The 18347-nt window shown below is 74.3% G+C and carries 10 protein-coding genes; 8 read left to right on the top strand and 2 right to left on the bottom strand.

Going from position 1 to position 18347, the window contains the following annotated elements; translation table 11 throughout:
* Window positions 1–170: 170 nt before the first annotated feature.
* From DDQ41_RS24050 to DDQ41_RS24010, 8 genes are all read left to right on the top strand, one after another.
* Window positions 171–404, top strand: a complete 234-nt coding sequence (locus DDQ41_RS24050; RefSeq protein WP_109296337.1) for a DUF397 domain-containing protein — start codon at window positions 171–173, stop codon at window positions 402–404.
* A gap of 524 nt (window positions 405–928) precedes the next feature.
* On the top strand, window positions 929–4336 hold the full coding sequence (locus DDQ41_RS24045) for an SCO5717 family growth-regulating ATPase (protein ID WP_109296336.1): 3408 nt from the start codon (window positions 929–931) through the stop codon (window positions 4334–4336).
* 207 nt (window positions 4337–4543) lie between these two features.
* Complete coding sequence (locus DDQ41_RS24040; RefSeq protein ID WP_262508553.1) at window positions 4544–6574, top strand: ABC transporter substrate-binding protein; 2031 nt, start codon at window positions 4544–4546, stop codon at window positions 6572–6574.
* 3 nt (window positions 6575–6577) lie between these two features.
* Window positions 6578–7726, top strand: a complete 1149-nt coding sequence (locus DDQ41_RS24035) for an ABC transporter permease (RefSeq protein ID WP_174720318.1) — start codon at window positions 6578–6580, stop codon at window positions 7724–7726.
* On the top strand, window positions 7723–8745 hold the full coding sequence (locus DDQ41_RS24030) for an ABC transporter permease (protein ID WP_394342160.1): 1023 nt from the start codon (window positions 7723–7725) through the stop codon (window positions 8743–8745). The genes DDQ41_RS24035 and DDQ41_RS24030 overlap by 4 nt, the downstream gene beginning before the upstream one ends.
* Window positions 8742–9725 carry an ABC transporter ATP-binding protein gene (locus DDQ41_RS24025; protein ID WP_109296335.1) on the top strand — a complete coding sequence of 328 codons (984 nt, stop codon included), beginning with the start codon at window positions 8742–8744 and terminating at the stop codon, window positions 9723–9725. Before DDQ41_RS24030 ends, DDQ41_RS24025 begins: the two co-directional genes overlap by 4 nt.
* Window positions 9722–10870, top strand: coding sequence for an ABC transporter ATP-binding protein (locus DDQ41_RS24020; RefSeq protein WP_109296334.1), 1149 nt, complete (start codon window positions 9722–9724; stop codon window positions 10868–10870). Before DDQ41_RS24025 ends, DDQ41_RS24020 begins: the two co-directional genes overlap by 4 nt.
* A gap of 637 nt (window positions 10871–11507) precedes the next feature.
* Window positions 11508–12833, top strand: coding sequence for an IS4 family transposase (locus DDQ41_RS24010; protein ID WP_109293153.1), 1326 nt, complete (start codon window positions 11508–11510; stop codon window positions 12831–12833).
* Between the two features lie 178 nt (window positions 12834–13011).
* Here the strand turns inward: DDQ41_RS24010 and DDQ41_RS24005 are convergent, their stop codons facing one another.
* Both DDQ41_RS24005 and DDQ41_RS24000 read right to left on the bottom strand, forming a co-directional pair.
* Window positions 13012–13962 (bottom strand): bifunctional riboflavin kinase/FAD synthetase, encoded by a 951-nt coding sequence (locus DDQ41_RS24005; RefSeq protein ID WP_109296332.1) that lies wholly within the window; start codon window positions 13960–13962, stop codon window positions 13012–13014.
* 58 nt (window positions 13963–14020) lie between these two features.
* Window positions 14021–18127 carry a serine protease gene (locus tag DDQ41_RS24000; protein ID WP_109296331.1) on the bottom strand — a complete coding sequence of 1369 codons (4107 nt, stop codon included), beginning with the start codon at window positions 18125–18127 and terminating at the stop codon, window positions 14021–14023.
* Window positions 18128–18347: the final 220 nt, after the last annotated feature.

Genomic DNA, 18347 nt, shown 5'->3' with positions numbered 1-18347 from the left:
TCGGCGGTCGGCGGTCGGCTGTGGACCTGAACGGCGCTCGCTAGGATGCCGGTGTGACCCGGGCGACATCAGCGCGTGCGGCCCTCTCCGGGTTCTCGCGGGGGAACAGGTCCACGGCCCGGCCCCTTCGGGTCACTTCGACTCGGCACCATCGAAAGGAAGCATGACGCATGGGGAGCGCCCAGGAGAAGGAAGAGCTGTACGCCCTCGACATCTCCGGCGTCGAGTGGCACGGTGCGCCCGGCACCAGCCCTGACGAGGAGCGGGTCGAGATCGCTCATCTGCCCGGCGGCGCGGTCGCGATGAGGTCGTCGCTGGACCCGGAGACCGTGCTGCGTTACACGGAGGCCGAGTGGCGGGCCTTTGTACTCGGCGCCCGGGACGGGGAGTTCGACCTGCGCTGAGATCCTGACGGGCCCGGGCGATCCGCGGGCCGGCGCCGGAGGCGGCGTGGCGGGGGGTGCCGGGGTACGGGGCGGCTCGGGCCGGTGCGGGCGAGGTGCGCCGGACTCGGCGGCCGGCGGCTCGCGGTGGCCGACGGTACGCGGTGGCCGATGGCAGGGGCGGCAGGCGGTAGGGGCGTCAGGCGGCTCGCGGCGGTAGGCGGTAGGCGGTACGTGCCGATCCCGTGACGCCCCGACAGCCCCAACAGCCCCGTCTCCCGCGGAATCTCCGGTTTCGCCCGTCACCCCGCGCCGCCCGTCTGTCACCTGGGCCGGCGCCGCGGCGGCGGGCGACGCAGGGGACGGGCACCGGGCGCGCTCCGGCCTGCCGTACCGTCGGTGTCGGCGATTAGGGTGGGCCGGGGGCTCGGCGGAACCTGCGGGCAGGTGCGCGGCGCCGTACGGGGGAGAGCCGGGCGGGCCGACGGCGGACACGGTCGCCCCTGCCCACCACGGCATGAGGGTGCTCGACCACAGGAGGCAAAGTGAACGGCGATCGGGACGAGATCCGCGGGGGCTGGAGCACGCCCGTCGACGATCAGTCCGACGCGGAGCCCGCAGAGTTGACGGGTGAGTTCACCATCGACTACACCCCGCCCGCCTGGTACACGCAGAACGCGTCGGGGGCTACATCGGGGGGCTCCGCCGTGCAGGGGGCGACCTCCCCGCCGCCGTCCGGGGCGCCCGTCGCCGTGCCCGGTCTTCCTCAGGGCAGTGGGTTCGAGCCGGACCGGCCTGTCTCGGCGCCCGGTTCGGCGCACCACGAGACGAACACGCCGTCCACCCCGGCGCACCACGAGACGAACACGCCGTCCACCGGGCCGGCGCCGGCCCGCACGCCCGGACCGGTCGCGGCGCAGGCTCCGGTTCACGATCCCGCCCACCCGGCGGCCGGGGACGCTCCGGGCGGCACGGCGCCCGGAGCTCCGGACGGTGGGGCGCCGCAGCCGTTCGGCGGCGGCGATGTCGAGAGCGGCGCGACGATGCGTATCTCCCCCGCCGCTCTCAGGCGTGAGAGCGCGGAGCGCGAGGAGGCGGCCGCCCCCTCGGCGTCGCAGGAGGAGAGGGGTACGGCCGGTGGCACTCCGCCCCCCGCCGCCGGAGCCGACCGCGTGGACGAGCCGGCGGCCGTGAACGAACCCGAGGCGCCCGGAGGGCCTTCGGGCGCGGAGGGGGCGAGTGCCGAGGGCAGCGGCGAAGGCACCGCGGCCGGCGCCGCTCAGGAGGCTCCCGCTGCCGGGCAGCGGCACGGCGACGAGGGCACCGCCCAGGCCGGCCCGGCGGCCGCGGGCCGGTACGAGGGAGCTTCCCACGGCGAGCGCGAGAGCGCGGACGCCGCCCAGGACCTGCGCGGGACGGACGAGTCGTCCGGCACCCGGCACGGCGCCGAACCGTACGGAACCACGCCCGGCGCCGAACCTTCCGAGGCCGCGCCCGGCGCCGAACCGGCAGGCACCGCGCCGTCCGCCGAACCGTCCGGTGCGGTTCCGTCCGGAACCACGCCCGAACCCGGACCCGCACCCGCACCCGAACCCGGAGACTCCGTCCCCGAGGCCGCGCTGCCGCAGGACGGCGGTCCCACCGCCGCACCGCAGGGCACTCACCCGCTGCCGGCCGCCGCACACCCCTGGGCCCCGGCGCCCGGCGCCACGCAGGACGCCGACGGAGTCCTGCCCCCGCTGCCGCCTGCCTTCCCGCCCGCCGCGCCGACGGCCGCGCCCCAGTGGCCCGTACAGGCGCAGCCCGCGGATCTGCCCGCGGCCGCGGCTCACCAGCAGTCGGCGTCCCCCTCGGGGGTACCGGAACAGCCCACCGGCCACGGTTTCCCTCCGCCGGGCACCCAGCACCCGCAGCCCGCGGACCCGCAGGGCGGCCACGGGTTCCCCGAGCCCCCGCAGCACCAGCCCCAGCCCCAGCCCCAGCCCCACCAAGACCAGCCCCAACACCAGCACCAGCCCCCGCAGCCCCGGCAAGGCGCCCGGCATCCCGACCCGGCCGCGCCCCCGGACGGTTACGGGTTCCCTCCGCCGGCCTACGGCCCCGGCCCGTCCCACTGGCAGCCCGGTGCTCCGCTGCCACCGGCCGCGCCGGCCCCCGAGCCCCTGCCTCCGCAGAGCGGCTACGGATTCCCGCACGGCGGTCACGGCTTCCCGCCGGCGACCCGGCAGCCCGGCGGCCCGGGGCCGATACCGCCCCAGGCGCCCCGGGGCGGGCAGCCACCGCACGTCCCCGGCCCGGCCGCTCCTCAGCCGCCGGCCCGGCAGGCCCGGACGCAGGGACAGGCTCACCCCCGTGGGCAGGCTCAGCAGCCCCCGGCCGACCCGGTCGACCCCCGCACGGGTGCGGGCTGGCCCCAGCCGGTCGCGCCCGACCAGCGCGAGCGCTCCGTGCCGGGTGCACCGCTCGGCTACACGGCGGCGGTGGAACTGTCCTCCGACCGTCTGCTGCGCAACACCAAGCCCAAGGCCCGGTCGAGCCGCAACCCCTCGGCCCGGTTCCGGATCGGCGGCAAGAAGGAGGAGGCGGAGCGGCAGCGCAAGCTCGAACTGATCCGCACCCCGGTGCTGTCCTGCTACCGGATCGCGGTCATCAGCCTCAAGGGCGGCGTCGGCAAGACCACGACCACCACCGCGCTCGGCGCCACCCTGGCCACCGAGCGCCAGGACAAGATCCTGGCGATCGACGCCAACCCGGACGCGGGCACGCTCGGGCGGCGGGTGCGGCGCGAGACCGGCGCGACCATCCGCGACCTGGTCCAGGCGATCCCGTACCTCAACTCCTACATGGACATCCGCCGGTTCACCTCGCAGGCGCCCTCCGGTCTGGAGATCATCGCCAACGATGTGGACCCCGCCGTGTCGACGGCGTTCAGCGACGAGGACTACCGCCGGGCGATCGACGTGCTGGGCAGGCAGTACCCGGTCATCCTCACCGACTCCGGCACGGGTCTGCTCTACAGCGCGATGCGCGGCGTGCTGGACCTCGCCGACCAGCTGATCATCATCTCCACACCGTCCGTGGACGGCGCCAGCAGCGCGAGCACGACGCTCGACTGGCTGTCGGCGCACGGCTACGCGGAGCTGGTGCAGCGGTCGATCACCGTGATCTCCGGGGTCCGGGAGACCGGCAAGATGATCAAGGTGGAGGACATCGTCCAGCACTTCGAGACCCGCTGCCGCGGTGTGGTGGTCGTGCCGTTCGACGAGCACCTGTCCGCGGGCGCGGAGGTCGACCTCGACATGATGCGCCCGAAGACGCGCGAGGCGTACTTCACCCTGTCGGCGATGGTCGCCGAGGACTTCGCCAGGGCCCAGCAGGCACAGGGCCTGTGGACGTCCGCCGGCCAGGGCCACCAGCCGCCGCACATGGCACCGCCGATGCCCCACCAGCCGTACGGGGGGCCGCCGCACCCCGGGCCGCCGCACCCCGGGCCGGCGTACGCGCCGAGCCCCGGGCAGCCGCAGCACCCCGGTCAGCCCCCGTACCACCCCGGTCAGCCGGTCGGCCCGCCGCAGCGGGGAGTCCGGCCTCCGCAGCACCCCGGTCAACCCCGTCAGCCGGGTGGTCAGCCCCCGTTCGGGGGACAGGCCGGCCACTGCGGCCCGCAGCCGGGCGGCGGACCGCTGCCGGGCATGCAGCAGCAATGGCAGCAAGTGCCTCCGTCCCGGGCACCGTCGATGCCGCAGCCGGGCGGCGCCGCCTTCCCGGGACAGCCGGCGCAACCGGGCACAGCTCCGGCACAGCCCTCGCAACCGGGTCGGCCGCCGACGCGGGACGAGGCGCCCGGTCAGCCGGATCAGGGCGGGTCCCAGGGTCACGCGCCCCCGGGCGGCAACGGCTACGGCCACCCCCGGCCGCAGCCGCCGCAGGCACCGCCGGCCTCTCCGCAGTAGGCGCCGGCGGTTCAGACCAATTGGGGCTCGCACCGTGCTCCACGGTGCGAGCCCTTCGGTGTTCGCGCAGCCCAAAGGCGATCTGACGCGGCGTCACCACATCGTTGACTCGTCTGGACCACGCTGATAGACCTTCGCATCACCAGTTGGCGCCCAGAAGATCCACGTGCCTCCTCCAAGCGAGCTACGACGCGAGGTCAACGTCCTATGATCACAACGGCTCCGCACCGCTCCCCCGGCCCGAACCCCTCCCTCCGCTCGCGGACGGAACGCCGCCCTCGCCGCCTGCTGCGGCTGCTGCTCGCCTCCGGCATCGCCGCCTCCGCGCTCTCCGCCGTCCCGCCCCGGGCAGAGGCGCAGGCGGAAGCACAGGCACAGGCACAGGCACAGGCACAGGCACCGAGTGCCGTACGCGCCGCCGAGCGGCTCACGGAAGCCCGGACGAGCGCGGACGGCATCGGCGCGCACGGCATCGGCGCGCACACGGACGACGGCAAGAACAACGGCGAGGACGACGGCAAAGACGGGGCGGACAACGTCCTGACCGTGGCCGTCTCGCAGAGCGTCGACTCCCTCAGCCCGTTCCTCGCCCAGCGGCTGGTCTCCACCAGCGTCCACCGGCTGATCTACGAGTACCTGACGAACTACGACCCCAAGGACGCGCGACCGGTCCCGGGACTCGCGACCGCCTGGACTCCGTCATCCGACAAGCTGACGTGGACATACACCATCCGCAAGGACTCCACCTGGTCAGACGGCAGGCCGGTCACCGCCGCGGACGCGGCCTGGACCTTCAACACGATGATGAAGGACCCCGGCGCCGCGACCGCCAACGGCAGTTTCACCGCCAACTTCGCCGAGGTCACTGCCCCGGCCCCCGGAACACTGGTGATCCGGCTCAAGAAGCCGCAGGCCAACATGGCGGCACTGGACGTCCCGATCGTGCCGAAGCACGTCTGGGAGAAGGTCGGCGACCTCTCCGCGTTCAACAACGACGCCCGGTTCCCGATCGTGGGCAACGGGCCCTTCGTACTGACCGACTACAAGGTCGACCGTTACATCCGGCTGAGGCCCAACAAGGACTTCTGGCGCGGCCCACCGAAGTTCGACGAGCTGGTGTTCCGGTACTACAAGGACGGTGATGCGGCGGTCGCCGCGCTGCGCAAGGGCGAGGTCTCCTTCGTCCCCGATCTCACCCCGGCGCAGGCCGATTCGCTGAAGGACGCGGACAACATCCAGGTCAACGATGCCCCGGGCCGCCGCTTCTTCGCGCTCGCCGCCAACCCGGGCGCGCGGGCGAGGGACGGCGGCAGGTTCGGCAGCGGTCACCCGGCGCTGCTCGACCCGGCCGTGCGCAGGGCGCTGTTCCACGCGGTCGACCGGCGGACCATCGTCGACAAGGTGTTCCAGGGACACGCGGCGGAGGGCGAGGGGTACATCCCGCCCCGCTTCACCGCGTACTTCTGGAAGCCGGCCGCCGCCCAGCGGATCGCGCACGATCCGGCGAAGGCGGCCGCACTGCTCGACGAGGCCGGATACCGGAGGGACGGCAGCGGTAAGCGGAGGGGCAAGGACGGCCGGCCGCTGGACTTCCGCATCCTGTGCCACGCCACCGACCCGCACGACAAGGCGGTAGGCAAGTACCTACGCGAGTGGTGGGGAGAACTCGGGATCGGGCTGAAGGTCGACTGCCTGGACAACGTGTCCGACCCCTGGCTCAAGGGTGACTACGACCTGGCGTTCGACGGATGGTCGGTCAATCCCGACCCGGACTTCGTCCTGTCCATCCACACCTGCTCCGCCCTGCCCGCCACCGCCGCGGACACCGGTGCGACCGACAACTTCATCTGCGACGAGCGGTACGACCGGCTGTACGCGCAGCAGGCGGTGGAGTACGACGCGGCCAGGCGCGGGGACCTGGTCAGGCAGATGCAGTCCCGGCTGTACGACACCGGCTTCATGAACGTCATGGCGTATCCGAACGCGCTCGAGGCCTATCGCACCGACCAGATCAAGTCCATCACGACGATGCCCGAGGCCGCCGGCAACCTCTACGGTCAGGACGGCTACTGGAGCTGGTGGTCCGCCGAGCCCGCCGCCGCGGGCCGGGCGGCCTCGGACGGCGGCGGATCCTCCGCGGCCGTGGCCATCGGCATCGGGATCTCGGTCGTCCTGGTCATAGCGGTCGGCATCCTCACCAGTCGGCGCCGCCGCGCCACCGCCGACGACCGCGAGTAGCCGGTGAGCAGCACCGCGAGGCCCTCCGGCTCCTCACCCGACGTGCCGGACGCCCCGGCGGGCACCGACCCGCCCGGGGCCCCCGGGATCGAGATGAAGGCCGCCGCACCGGCTCCCGGCTCCCCCGGCGCCCGGCCGGGCCGGACGACGGGCGCGAAGGAGGCGTACCCGGCCTTCCCGGTCTATCCGCTCTATGTGGCCGGCAGACTCGGCGGCGCCCTGGTGTCGCTGCTCGCCGTCCTCGTGACCAGCTTCTTCCTCTTCCGGATCGTCCCCGGTGACCCGGTCAAGGCGATGACGCACGGCATGCCGACCAGCGCCGCGCAACTGGCCACGCTGCGGCGGCAGTTCGGTCTCGACCTGCCCCTGTGGCGGCAGTTCGCCGACTACTCCGCCGCAGCGCTGACCGGCGATCTCGGCATGTCATACCAGTTCCGGGCGCCGGTCGGGGAACTCATCGCCCAGAAGCTCCCGGCGACCCTGCTCCTCACCGGTGTGGCCGTGGTGCTCTACTCGGCGCTGGGGCTCTGGCTCGGTACCCGTTCGGCCTGGCGGCACGGCGGACTCGGCGACCGGCTGAACACGGGATTGGCGCTGACCCTGTGGTCGGTGCCGTCGTTCTGGCTGGGCCTGCTGCTGATCATCACCTTCTCGGTGGGGATCGGGCCGGTGCCCGGCATGTTCCCGACGGGCGGGATGGAGTCGGGCGGCACGTCCGGCGTCGCGTACGTCCTGGACGTCGCGCACCACATGGTGCTGCCGGTGCTGACCCTGGTGGCCGTGGGCTACGCGCAGACGCTGCTGGTGATGCGCTCCTCGCTGCTCGAGGAGATGGGCGGCGACTATCTGACGACGGCCCGGGCGAAGGGGCTGCGGGACGACGACGTACGGCGCCGGCACGCGGTCCCCAACGCCCTGCTGCCGACGGTCACGATGGTCTTCATCAACCTCGGCCATGTGGCGGCCGGGTCGATCCTCGTCGAGACGGTGTTCTCCTGGCCCGGGCTCGGCGGGCTGTTCTACCAGGCCCTCAGTGTTCCCGATCTGCCGCTGGTGCAGGGGCTGTTCGTGGTGTTCGCGGGGGCGATGATCCTGATGAACCTGCTGGCCGACCTGCTCTATCCGCTGCTCGACCCGAGGGTGGGCCGATGACGAGGCCGATGAAGCCGACGAGGTCGAAGAATCCAACGAGGTCGACGGAGCCGACGAAGCAGGCGGAGCCGACGAGGCAGACACGACAGACGAGGCAGACGAGGCAGACGAGGCAGACGAGACAAGCGAGGTCGGCAGGGTCGCTGCGCTGGGCTCGCCGTCGTGCCTCGGCCGCGCGCTTCTGGCGGCGGTACCGCGCCCATCGCGCCGGGGTCGTGGGCCTCGCCGGCCTCGCGCTGCTCGCCCTGATCGCCCTGGCCGCGCCGTGGCTGGTCGGCGGCGACGTCCAGAGCGTCACCCACGCGCCCGGCAGCGCGCTGGAGCCGCCGAGCGGTGCCTTCCCCCTCGGCACCGACCAGTTCGGCCGCTCCCTGCTCGGCCTGCTCGTCTGGGGCTCCAGGATCTCGCTCACCGTGGGGCTGCTGGCGGCCGCGCTGTCGGTGGCCATCGGTACGCTGGTGGGCATCGTCGCGGGGCACTACCGCGGCTGGATCTCCACGGCCCTCATGAGGGTCACCGACTGGTTCCTCGTGATGCCGACCCTGGTCCTGGCGATCGTGCTGGCCACGGTGCTCTCGCGGAGTGTGTGGACGGTGGTCCTGGCCATCGGGGTCACGAGCTGGCCGACGACGGCGCGGCTGGTGCGCGCGCAGACGATCGCGGTCGAGTCGCGGCCGTACATCGAGCGTGCGAGAGCCCTCGGCGGCGGTCACCGGCACATCATGACCCGCCATGTGCTGCCCCAGGTGATGCCGCTGGTGCTGGCCCAGACGACACTCGGCATCTCCGCGGCCATCCTCACCGAGGCGACGCTGGCCTTCCTCGGGCTCGGCGACCCGTCGGTGGTGTCCTGGGGCGGCATGCTCCAGGACGCACGGGAGGCGGGCGCGGTGTCGTCGGGCCACTGGTGGTACCTCGCACCGCCCGGAATCGCCGTCGCACTGGTGGCTCTGGCGTTCACACTGTGCGGGCGGGCCGTCGAGTCCGTCCTCAACCCCCGTCTGGGGGTGTCCCGTTGAGTCTGCTGGAGATCAGGGGACTGCGGGTGACGTACGGGTCCGGGGCATCCGCCGTCCCGGCCGTGCGCGGGGTCGACCTCACCCTCGGCGCCGGGCGGAAGCTCGGGGTGGCGGGCGAGTCGGGCTGCGGGAAGTCGACGCTGGCCCTGGCCCTGCTGCGGCTACTGCCCGCGTCGGCCCGGCTGTCGGGCGAGATCCTGCTGGACGGCGAGGACGTGCTCGCCATGAAGTGGGGCCGGCTGCGGGCGGTGCGATGGGCGGGGGCGTCCGTCGTCTTCCAGGGGGCCATGCACGCACTGAACGCGGTGCACCGCATCGGCGACCAGATCGCGGAGCCGGTGCTCGTGCACGGCCGGGCGACACCCGCGGCCGCGCGGCGGCGGGCCGGTGAGCTGCTGGAGCAGGTGGGGCTGCCGGCGTCGCGCGCGACGGCGTACCCGCACGAGCTGTCCGGAGGACAGCGCCAGCGCGTGATGATCGCGATGGCGCTGGCCTGCGAACCGCGGCTGCTGGTCGCCGACGAGCCGACGACGGCGCTGGACGTGATGGTCCAGGCGCAGATCCTGCGGCTGATCGAACGGCTGGTGTCCGGGCAGGACATCGCGCTGCTGATGATCAGCCACGATCTGGCGGTGCTGGCCGACACCTGCGACCGCCTCGCCGTGATGTACGCGGGCCGGGTGGTGGAGGAGGGACCCGCCCGGGCCGTGTACGACGCGGCGCAGCACCCCTACGGCCGGGCGCTGTCGGCGGCGTTCCCGCGGGTCGGGGACCCTGCCTCGCGGCTGTCCCCGCGCGGGCTGCCCGGTGATCCTCCGGACCCGTCGGCACTGCCGGGCGGTTGTGCGTTCAGCCCGCGCTGCCCCGTGGCACTGGAGGTGTGCGGCCGTGACGACCAGGAACTGCGCGAGGCGGGACCGGACCGGCTCGCGGCCTGTGTGCGTGTGGGTGTGGGTGTGGGTGTGCGGGAGGAAGCGTGAGCGCTGTCGACGAGACCGGCACGGACCGGAGCGGGGTTTCCCCGGATGCCGCCGCCGTCCCCCTGCTGTCGGCCACCGGTGTGCGGGTGTCCTTCCCGGGCCGGCGCGGCGCCGCGTCGGCGCGCGCCGTGGACGGCGTGGACCTGGACGTCGGCACCGGGGAGATCGTCGCGCTGGTCGGCGAGTCCGGCTGCGGGAAGACGTCCCTGGCCAGGGCGCTGCTCGGTCTGGTGCGTCCGGAGGCGGGGCGGGTGTCGTTCGGGGGCGTGCCCCTCGGGTACGGCTCGCGAGCGCTGAAGGAGTACCGCAGCCGGGTCCAGTTGGTGTTGCAGGACCCGAGCGGTTCGCTCAACCCCCGGCACACCGTGTACGACGCGGTGTCGGAGGGGCTGCGGATCCACGGCTGCGGCGGCGACGAGGAGGCGGCGGCGGTCGCGGAGGCGCTCTCGCGCGCGGGTCTGCGCCCGCCGGAGCGGTTCTTCCTGCGCTATCCGCACGAACTGTCCGGCGGCCAGCGCCAGCGGGTGGTCATCGCGGGGGCGCTGGTGCTGCGGCCCGAACTCATCGTGGCCGACGAGCCGGTGGCCTCCCTGGACGCCTCGGTGCGCGGCGAGATCCTGGCCCTGCTGCTGCGGCTGCGCGACGAACTGGGCCTCTCCGCGCTGGTGGTGACCCACGACCTGGGTCTGGCGTGGAACATCGCGGACCGGGTGGCCGTGATGTACCTGGGCCGCATCGTGGAGACGGGAACGGCGGAGGAGGTGCTGACACGCCCTCAGCACCCCTACACGCAGGCGATGCTGTCGGTGCTGCCGGAGTCGGCGGCGCCGCCGGTGGTCCTGGCGGGCGAGCCGCCGGACCCGTCGCGCGTACCGCCCGGCTGCCGGTTCCACCCCCGTTGCCAGGTCCTCGCCTCGGGCGCCGCCGACGGTGTCGCCGACCGATGCCGTACGGAGGACCCGCCGGTCCTCGCCGGGGGCTCCACGGGTGCGGTGGCCTGCCACTGGGCGGAACGGACCGGCAGGACCTCCGCGGACGGCAGCCGCAAGGGCCCGGAGGCCGGGCACAGCGGCGGCGAGGGCACGGAGGCCGGGGACGGCAGCGGCGAGGGCACGGAGGCCGGGGCAGGTCCGTCGGGGGCGTGAGGCGTCCCGAGGGGACGCCCCGCGCGGTTGTGTCCGGGCGCCCTGGGCCGGGCACGGCGCCGCCGCGGCCCGAGGCATGTCCCGCAGCCCCCGGCGGGCGCACCAGGACGGCTACGGCACCTAGTCCCATCCTCCGCACATGGGGGAAGATGTCGATCGCCGGCTGGCGGCGAGGACAATATCTCACGTTGTGGACGCCAAGCCGGAGGGGAAAACCAGCCCATAGCTGGGCGAGTAGTGCATTCGATCTTCACTCGTCCGAGTGACGTGCGGAGGACGGGCCCAGTGCCGCGTCAGGCGGGGTCTGCCCGTCGGCGGCGGCGCGGTGCGGCGTCCGGCGCGGTGCGGTGGATCGCAGGGCGACGGATCGGCCTCGCAGGGGGCCTACCCGGTTGGTTCGGCGACGCGGCGAGTCGCCGTGCCGGGCGTCGCGACGGGGCGAACGCCGCCTCACGCGGCACTAGCCGCAAGGCCGTTCAGTTTGCGGATGGGTGGGGTTGTCCAGGGTCCGTAAGCTGCGGTTTCGCGGACATGAGGAGCGGAGCCCCGGTAGAACTGGCAGTCGACCAAGACAAGCCGTTCACAAGGACCGGAGGCTCCGCTGTCCGGACAGTGTGCCATCACTCGTGTCGTCACGGTGGCCGGAGGCCGGTTCGCACCCGGTCATCTCGGTGAACTCACCCAGTGCATCCCCTTCGAAATGGTCGACGAGGCATTGAAGGCCACGGGCAGGGTCCAGGAGCGGCTGCGGGACCTGCCATCCCGGGTGGTCGTCTACCTGCTGCTGGCCGGGTGCCTGTTCCCGGAGGTCGGATACCTCGGGGTCTGGCGCAAGCTCACCGGCGCTCTGGCCGGTCTGCCACTGGCCGCGCCGTCGGCAAGCGCGCTGGCCCAGGCCCGCCGCCGTATCGGCGCCACACCGCTGAAATGGCTGTTCGACCTGCTGAAAGGCCCGGTGGCCGGGCCACGGACACCGGGAGCATGGTGGCACGGTCTGCTGGTGATCGCGCTCGACGGCACCACCCTGACGGTCCCCGACACCCCTGCCGTCCTGACCCGGTTCACCAAGCAGGCGGGCAACCACGGCGGGACCGGCTACCCGCAGGTCCGCCTGCTGACCCTGGTCGCCTGCGGCACCCGCACCCTCATCGACGCGGTCTTCGGACCCACCACATCGGGTGAGACCACCCACGCCCCGCGCCTGCTGCCCAGCCTGCGGCCGGGGATGATCCTGCTGGCCGACCGCAACTTCGCCGCCCAGGGGCTGATCAACGACATCGCGGCCACCGGGGCCGAGGTCCTGGTCCGGCTCAAGAACGGCCGCCGGATGCCGATCCTGGCCCGCTACCGGGACGGCTCCTACCTCTCCGCCCTCGGCCCGGTACCCGTGCGCGTCGTCGACTGCGAGATCACCATCACCACCACCGCCGGGAAACACACCGGCCTCTACCGGCTCGCCACCACTCTGCTCGACCACCACCGCCACCCCGCCGGTGAACTGGCCATGCTCTACCACCAGCGCTGGGAGATCGAAACCGCCTACCTGGAACTGAAATCGACCATCCTCGGCGGCCGGGTCCTGCGCGCCCGCACCCCCGAGGGCATCGACCAGGAGATCTACGCCCTGCTGGTGGTCCACCAACTGCTGCGGACCGCCATGGCGGACGCCACCAGCACCCAGCCCGGCACCGACCCGGACCGGGCCGGCTTCTCCATCGCCTGGCAGGCCGCCCGCGACCAGCTCGTCCTGGCCGCGGGCATCATCGCCGACCCGGTCGTCGACCTCGTCGGCATCATCGGTCGGCACGTCCTGGCCGGCCTGCTGCCCCAGCGGCGGCTACGGGTCAGCCCCCGCATCGTCAAACGCGCCATCTCGAAGTACCAGGCACGAGGGCCCTGTATCGACCGGACCAGCTACAAGGCCACCACCGGCATCGAGATCCTCGCAGCCGCAGGCCCTTGACGACACGGCCCAGCCGCAAACTTCACGGCCTTGGCACTAGCCGCGTCGCGCTGTCGCCCGGATACGCCGGGCACGAGGACGAACCTCCGCCTCGCGGTGGACCGCCCTCCGGTGGACCGCCTTGCGATGCACCGCATCCGACGCCGCGCGCCGACCCCCGGGGACGACGGGACAGCCCTCAAGCGTCGTACTCCGCCGTCAGTTCACGCGCGCGCTTCACATCGGTGGCGATGGCGTCGAGAAGGGCCTCGACAGACTCGAACCTGGCCATCCCACGCACATAGGCGAGGAAGTCGACAGCCACGTGCAGCCCGTACAGGTCGAGGCCGACGCGGTCGATGGCGTACGCCTCGACGGTCCGCTCCGTGCCGTCGAACTGCGGATTGGTGCCCACGGAGATCGCGGCGGGCATGCGCTCCCCGGCGGCGGTGAGCCAGCCCGCGTAGACGCCGTCCGCGGGGATGGCGGTGTGCGGCAGCGTCTCCACGTTGGCCGTCGGGTAGCCCAGCTCGCGGCCCCGCTGGGCACCGCGGACGACCACGCCCTCGACCCGGTGCGGCCGGCCGAGGATCTCCGCCGCCCCCTCGACGTCACCCTCCGCGATCAGCCGCCGGGTCAGCGTGGACGAGAAGGGCTCGCCGCCGCCCGCAGCGCCGCGCACGAACAGGTCGACGACCTCTACCTCGTAGTCGTAGGTGCGGCCGAGTTCGGTCAGGAAGTCGACGTCGCCCGCCGCCCGGTGGCCGAAGCGGAAGTTGGGGCCCTCGATCACCGCACGGGCGTGGAGCTTGTCCACCAGCACCTTCACGATGAAGTCGGCCGGCGACAGCTTGGAGAACTCGGAGGTGAACGGAAGGATCAGAACCGCGCCCACGCCGAGTTCCGCCATCAGCTCCGCGCGCCGGTGGTGCGGGGCCAGCAGCGGCGGGTGGCTGCCGGGACGGACGACCTCGCTCGGGTGCGGATCGAACGTGACCACGACCGACGGCACTCCGAGCTCCCGCGCCCGCTCCACGGCCCGCCCGATGATCAGCTGGTGGCCGCGGTGCACGCCGTCGTAGGAACCGATGGTGACGACGCTGCGCCCCCAGTCCTGGGGGATGTCCTCCAAGCCACGCCAGCGCTGCACTGTGACCGCTCCTCGCCCGAACCCGAAACATCGAACCTGCGTGCGCAACGATGACTCCCTACGCAGGTCTAAGACTGCCATGCCCGCGCAGCGCCGTGGGCATCGGCACCTGGCTGCCCAGCGCCTCCAGCGTCCGGCGTGTGCTGGGGCCGACCACCACCGCCCACTCCAGCGGCGCCTCCGCCTGCCACGACACCGCCTCGGCCGCGAATCCGGGCACCTGGCGGGCCAGCTCGACCAGGCGGCGGTCGAAGCCGTTCGCACCCTGCGGGGTGCGAACGAGGAGCAGGCCGACACGGTGGACCAGCTCGCGGACGCGAGGATCCGAGGGTCGCACACCGGGGGCGCGAACGGCGCTCTGGAGCACCGTGTCCAGGACCTCCGGGTCGCCGCCCGCGTACCGCTCGTGTTCCAGGAGGACGCCCAGCAACTCGGTGCGCAGCGGCTCGCAAGCCGGGCTCCCGGGTGTCCCGAGCACGGCGGCCAGCGCACACCGCACCGGCGCGGGCCGGTCGCGGAGCAGGTCCATCACGAGCGGCAGCAGGACGGCCCGCGCCGGCACGCCGTGCCGCAGCCGGAGCGCGACGAAGGCCGCCGCGTGCGCGGCGCCGGAGGGCCGCAGCCCCACGTACTCGCTCACCAGAGCGGCCGCACGGCGGGCCAGCGCGGGTGTGCCGAGTCCCGCGAGCGCCCGCAGCACGTCGCCCGCCCCGCCGCCCGGGCGGCGCAGCGCGGCGCGGAACGCCGCGAACACCGGCTCCGGGTGGGTCTGTGCCGCGGCGGCGAGGACCTCGGCGGACACCCCCGGGGCATGATCGCGGTACGCCTCCAGGGCCCGCGCGAGGTAGCTCGGCCGGGTCCGCGGATCGCGGACGAGGACGGCGAGCGCGGCTCCGTGCAGGGCGGTGTCCGCGGGCCGGGCGAGCAGTGCCAGCGCCGCGTACCTCAGCAGGTCGCGGTCGGCCCGGGCGGTGACACGGGCCGCCACGGCAGGCGCGTACGCGGCAGCGGCCAGCCGGCGCGCGGGGCGGGTGTCGTCGTGGGCCCAGCGGTCGACGGCCCGGCAGACGGCGGACGGCTCGTCCTCGGTGAGCGCGGTCAGCAGCTCCCGGGCACGGGGGTGGGCGGTGCTGACGAGCGCCTCGCAGAGATCGTCGACGGCCCGCCCGCGGTGGGTGTGCAGGAGCGCCTGGGCCGCCGCGGCGACGGTGGGCCGGATGGCCGCGCCGGGCGTCGCGGGCAGCGGCCTGTCGTCGGTGAACCACCGGCAGAGCAGCGGCTGCACGGACCGCGGCGACCTGGCCAGCCGTTCGGCGACGGCGTCCAGAAAGCGGGGCGGCCGGCGTGCACCGGGATCCTCCGGGCAGCGCCCGCCGGTCGAGGGACCGGTGGCACTCCGCGCGCCGCATCGGCCGCTCCCGGTGCGCTCCGGCGGGCCGTCCGCCGGGACGAGGCGGCGCAGCAGGTCCATGCGCTCTGCTTCGCCGAGGTGCAGCGCCTGCCAGAAGGAGGGGCCGAACTCCGCGAGACCGGGCGTCCGGCGCGGCCCGCCGGGCAGCAGTGCGCGTCGCGTGACGCGGTCGGCGAGGGTGCGCAGCACACCGAGGTATCCGCGGGCGCGCGGCAAGCGCAGCAGCGTCTCCCGGAGGAGTCCGGCGGCCCACCAGCGGATGTCCGCGACTGCCGCCTCTCCCGCGCCGGGTGCGCCGACGCCGCCGGAACCGCCGGAACCGCCGAGTCCGCCGAGTCCGCCGAGTCCGCCGAGTCCGCAAGAGTTGTCGATGCCGCCGGGACCACCGGGACCACCGGGACCGCCGGAGCTGTGAGAGCCCTGGGGGACGTGGGGGACGTGAGAGCCGTCAGGACCACCGGAACCGGCAGGACCGCAGGCGTCATCGGAGGCGCCGGCACCGCCGAGTTCACGGCAGCCGTCGGCGCCATGCGAGCCTCCCGAGCCTCCGGCACCACGGAAGCCGCCGGGACCACCGGAGCCGTGAGAGTCATGGGAGACGTGAGCGTCGCGGGGGACGTGAGAGCCGTCAGGACCACCGGAACCGCCGACGCCATGCGAGCCGCCGGCACCGCCGGCACCGCCGGCACCGCCGACACCGCAGACACCGCAGACACCGCAGACACCGTGGGAACCGCCGGTCACATCAAGGCCGGGGAGAACACCGATGCCGTCGGGTACGTCGACGCCGCCGAGACCGCCGGGCGCGTCCGGACCGCCGGGCGCGTCCAGGCCGTCGAGCACCTCGACCAGCGCCGTGAGCCGGGGTGCCAGAGCGGCCTCCCCGGAGCAGCGGTCCAGCAGGAGCAGCGCCTCGACGACCGTACCCATCCGGTGCCGGGGCAGCGCCGGCGTGCCCGCGTCCACCGCCGAGGCACTGCCGCGGTGCAGCAGCGGATGCAGGACCGCGTCCACGTCGAGGTGACCGGCCTGGAGCCATTCGGCGACCTCCTCGTGGGCGAAGCGGTAGCCGCCGCCCGCGGGCACCAGCAGACCCGTGGCGAGCACCGCGGACGCCCATCCGGTCCGCCAGGGGAAGATGTCCCCGAAGGCCTCGCGGTCGAGACCTCCCTCGCCCGGGCCGAGGCAGCGCCGCGCCGCCTCGTGGACCCGCGCGGCCACCCGCGCCGCCAGCAGGCGCACCCGGGCCCCGTCGTGCCCGTGCCCCGCGGTCTCGGCGATCCGCGTCGCGGCACGCAGGCACATCAGGTCCGTGTGCGCCGTGAGGACGTCCTCGCGTGACGGCCGGCCCGGCACCTTGCCGGGAGTCGCCTGCCGGACCTCCGCGAGGAGCCCGAGGGTCAGCGGATGGCGGGCGTCCGCCGCGGCCGTCGCACCGGCCGGGAGCCCGAGGCGCGCCCTGGCCTGCTCGGCCTCCCGCGCGGTCAGCGGGCCGAGGTGCAGCGCCGGCCGGTGCAACCGGGCCTCGGGGTAGAGAGCCGCGGCCTGCTCCCAGTAGGCGGGCCGGCAGGCGACCACGAGCCGTACGCCGTGGTCACGCAGCCAGTGCGCGGTCTCCGCCGTCCATTCGGGGAGCCGGGCGGCCAGGGCGGCGGGCATCTCCTCGGGGCCGTCGAGGAGGACGAACAGCGGCCTCCCGGCCTCGCGGGCGACGCGGGCCACGTGCTCCGGTGCGGCCTCCGCGCCCGCCGCCGGGACGGCCCATGGGCCGCTGCGGTGGGCCGTGATCCCCGCCACGACCCGGCCGGAGCGCACCAGAACGCGGGCGACCGCGTCCGCCAGGCCGCGGTCGCCCGCCGCGAGGTCGGCCCCGCGCAGCCGGATCGAGACGCCCGCCTCGGCGCCCCGGGCCCGCCGGGCGGCGAGCGCGGCGAGTTCGGTGGTACGGCCGCTGCCGAGGGCTCCGGTGAGGGCGAGGACATGCGCCGGGGAAGCCTCGAACTCGGCGAACTCCCTTACTACATGCGGGCGTTCGACGGGCTCGGTACGGGTGCCGGGGGCGCGGACCGGCCCGGTGGGGCCGAGGGACACCGCGGCCAGCCGCCGGGCTCCGGCGAGATTGAGGTCGGCCCCGAAGCCGGGAACGGTGCGGGCGTTGCGCCGCAGCAGTGCCCCGAGCGGCCCGCCGGGGTCGCGGGCGGCCGCCGTGCGCAGGGGTACGGCGAGGCCCGCCGCGGGATGCGCGGTGTCCGGCGCGGTGCCCGCGAGGACCGCCACCACGGACCCGGTTCCGGTGTCCACGACCGGACCGCCGCCGGCCGTGCCGCCCGGCCCCAGGGCGTCGCTTCCCCCGGTGCCGACGGCCAACTCGAGGGCGCCGTGGAGGTGGTGTGCGCGGCCGTCCGCGGTGTAGGTGGCCGGGATCTCGCCGAGGACGCGGGCCTCGCGCCAGCGACCGGCCGGGATGCGTACGTACGCGCCGGCCCCGGGCAGGTCCCGGACGGCTGCCGGCAGTGGTGTCAGATGGAGCCCGCTGGTGCGGACCAGCGCGAGACCGGCCTCCGGCAGGAGGGTGACGCCGTCGGCGGCGCGGGTTTCCCCGCCGGGCACGCTCAGCACGATCCGGTCGATCCCGGAGGCTGCTTCATGGCTGGTCACGACCGTGCCCCGGTCGTCGGCGGCGAAGCCGGTCCCGCGCGGCCGGCCCGCCGGATCACAGATGCGCACCAGCGTCGCCAGGTCCTCGCGTCCCATGGCTCCGACGGTAGGCCGGAGTTGATCACGGAGAGAAGAGCACCGGACGAACGCGCCCCCGAGTGCACCCCCCGTGCACTCCGAGCGCCTGCCCGTCGGGGTGAATCCCCGGTGCGGGACGGACAGACACCATCCGAGGGGGATCGTGGAGCGGGCAGCGGCCCTGCCCGCTCCACGATGGGACTCCCCGCACGGCCCGGCGGGCGGCCCCGGTGGGGCC

This window comes from Streptomyces spongiicola (assembly GCF_003122365.1).
Lineage (GTDB): Bacteria > Actinomycetota > Actinomycetes > Streptomycetales > Streptomycetaceae > Streptomyces > Streptomyces spongiicola.
This window is presented reverse-complemented; position numbering and strand designations above follow the sequence as displayed.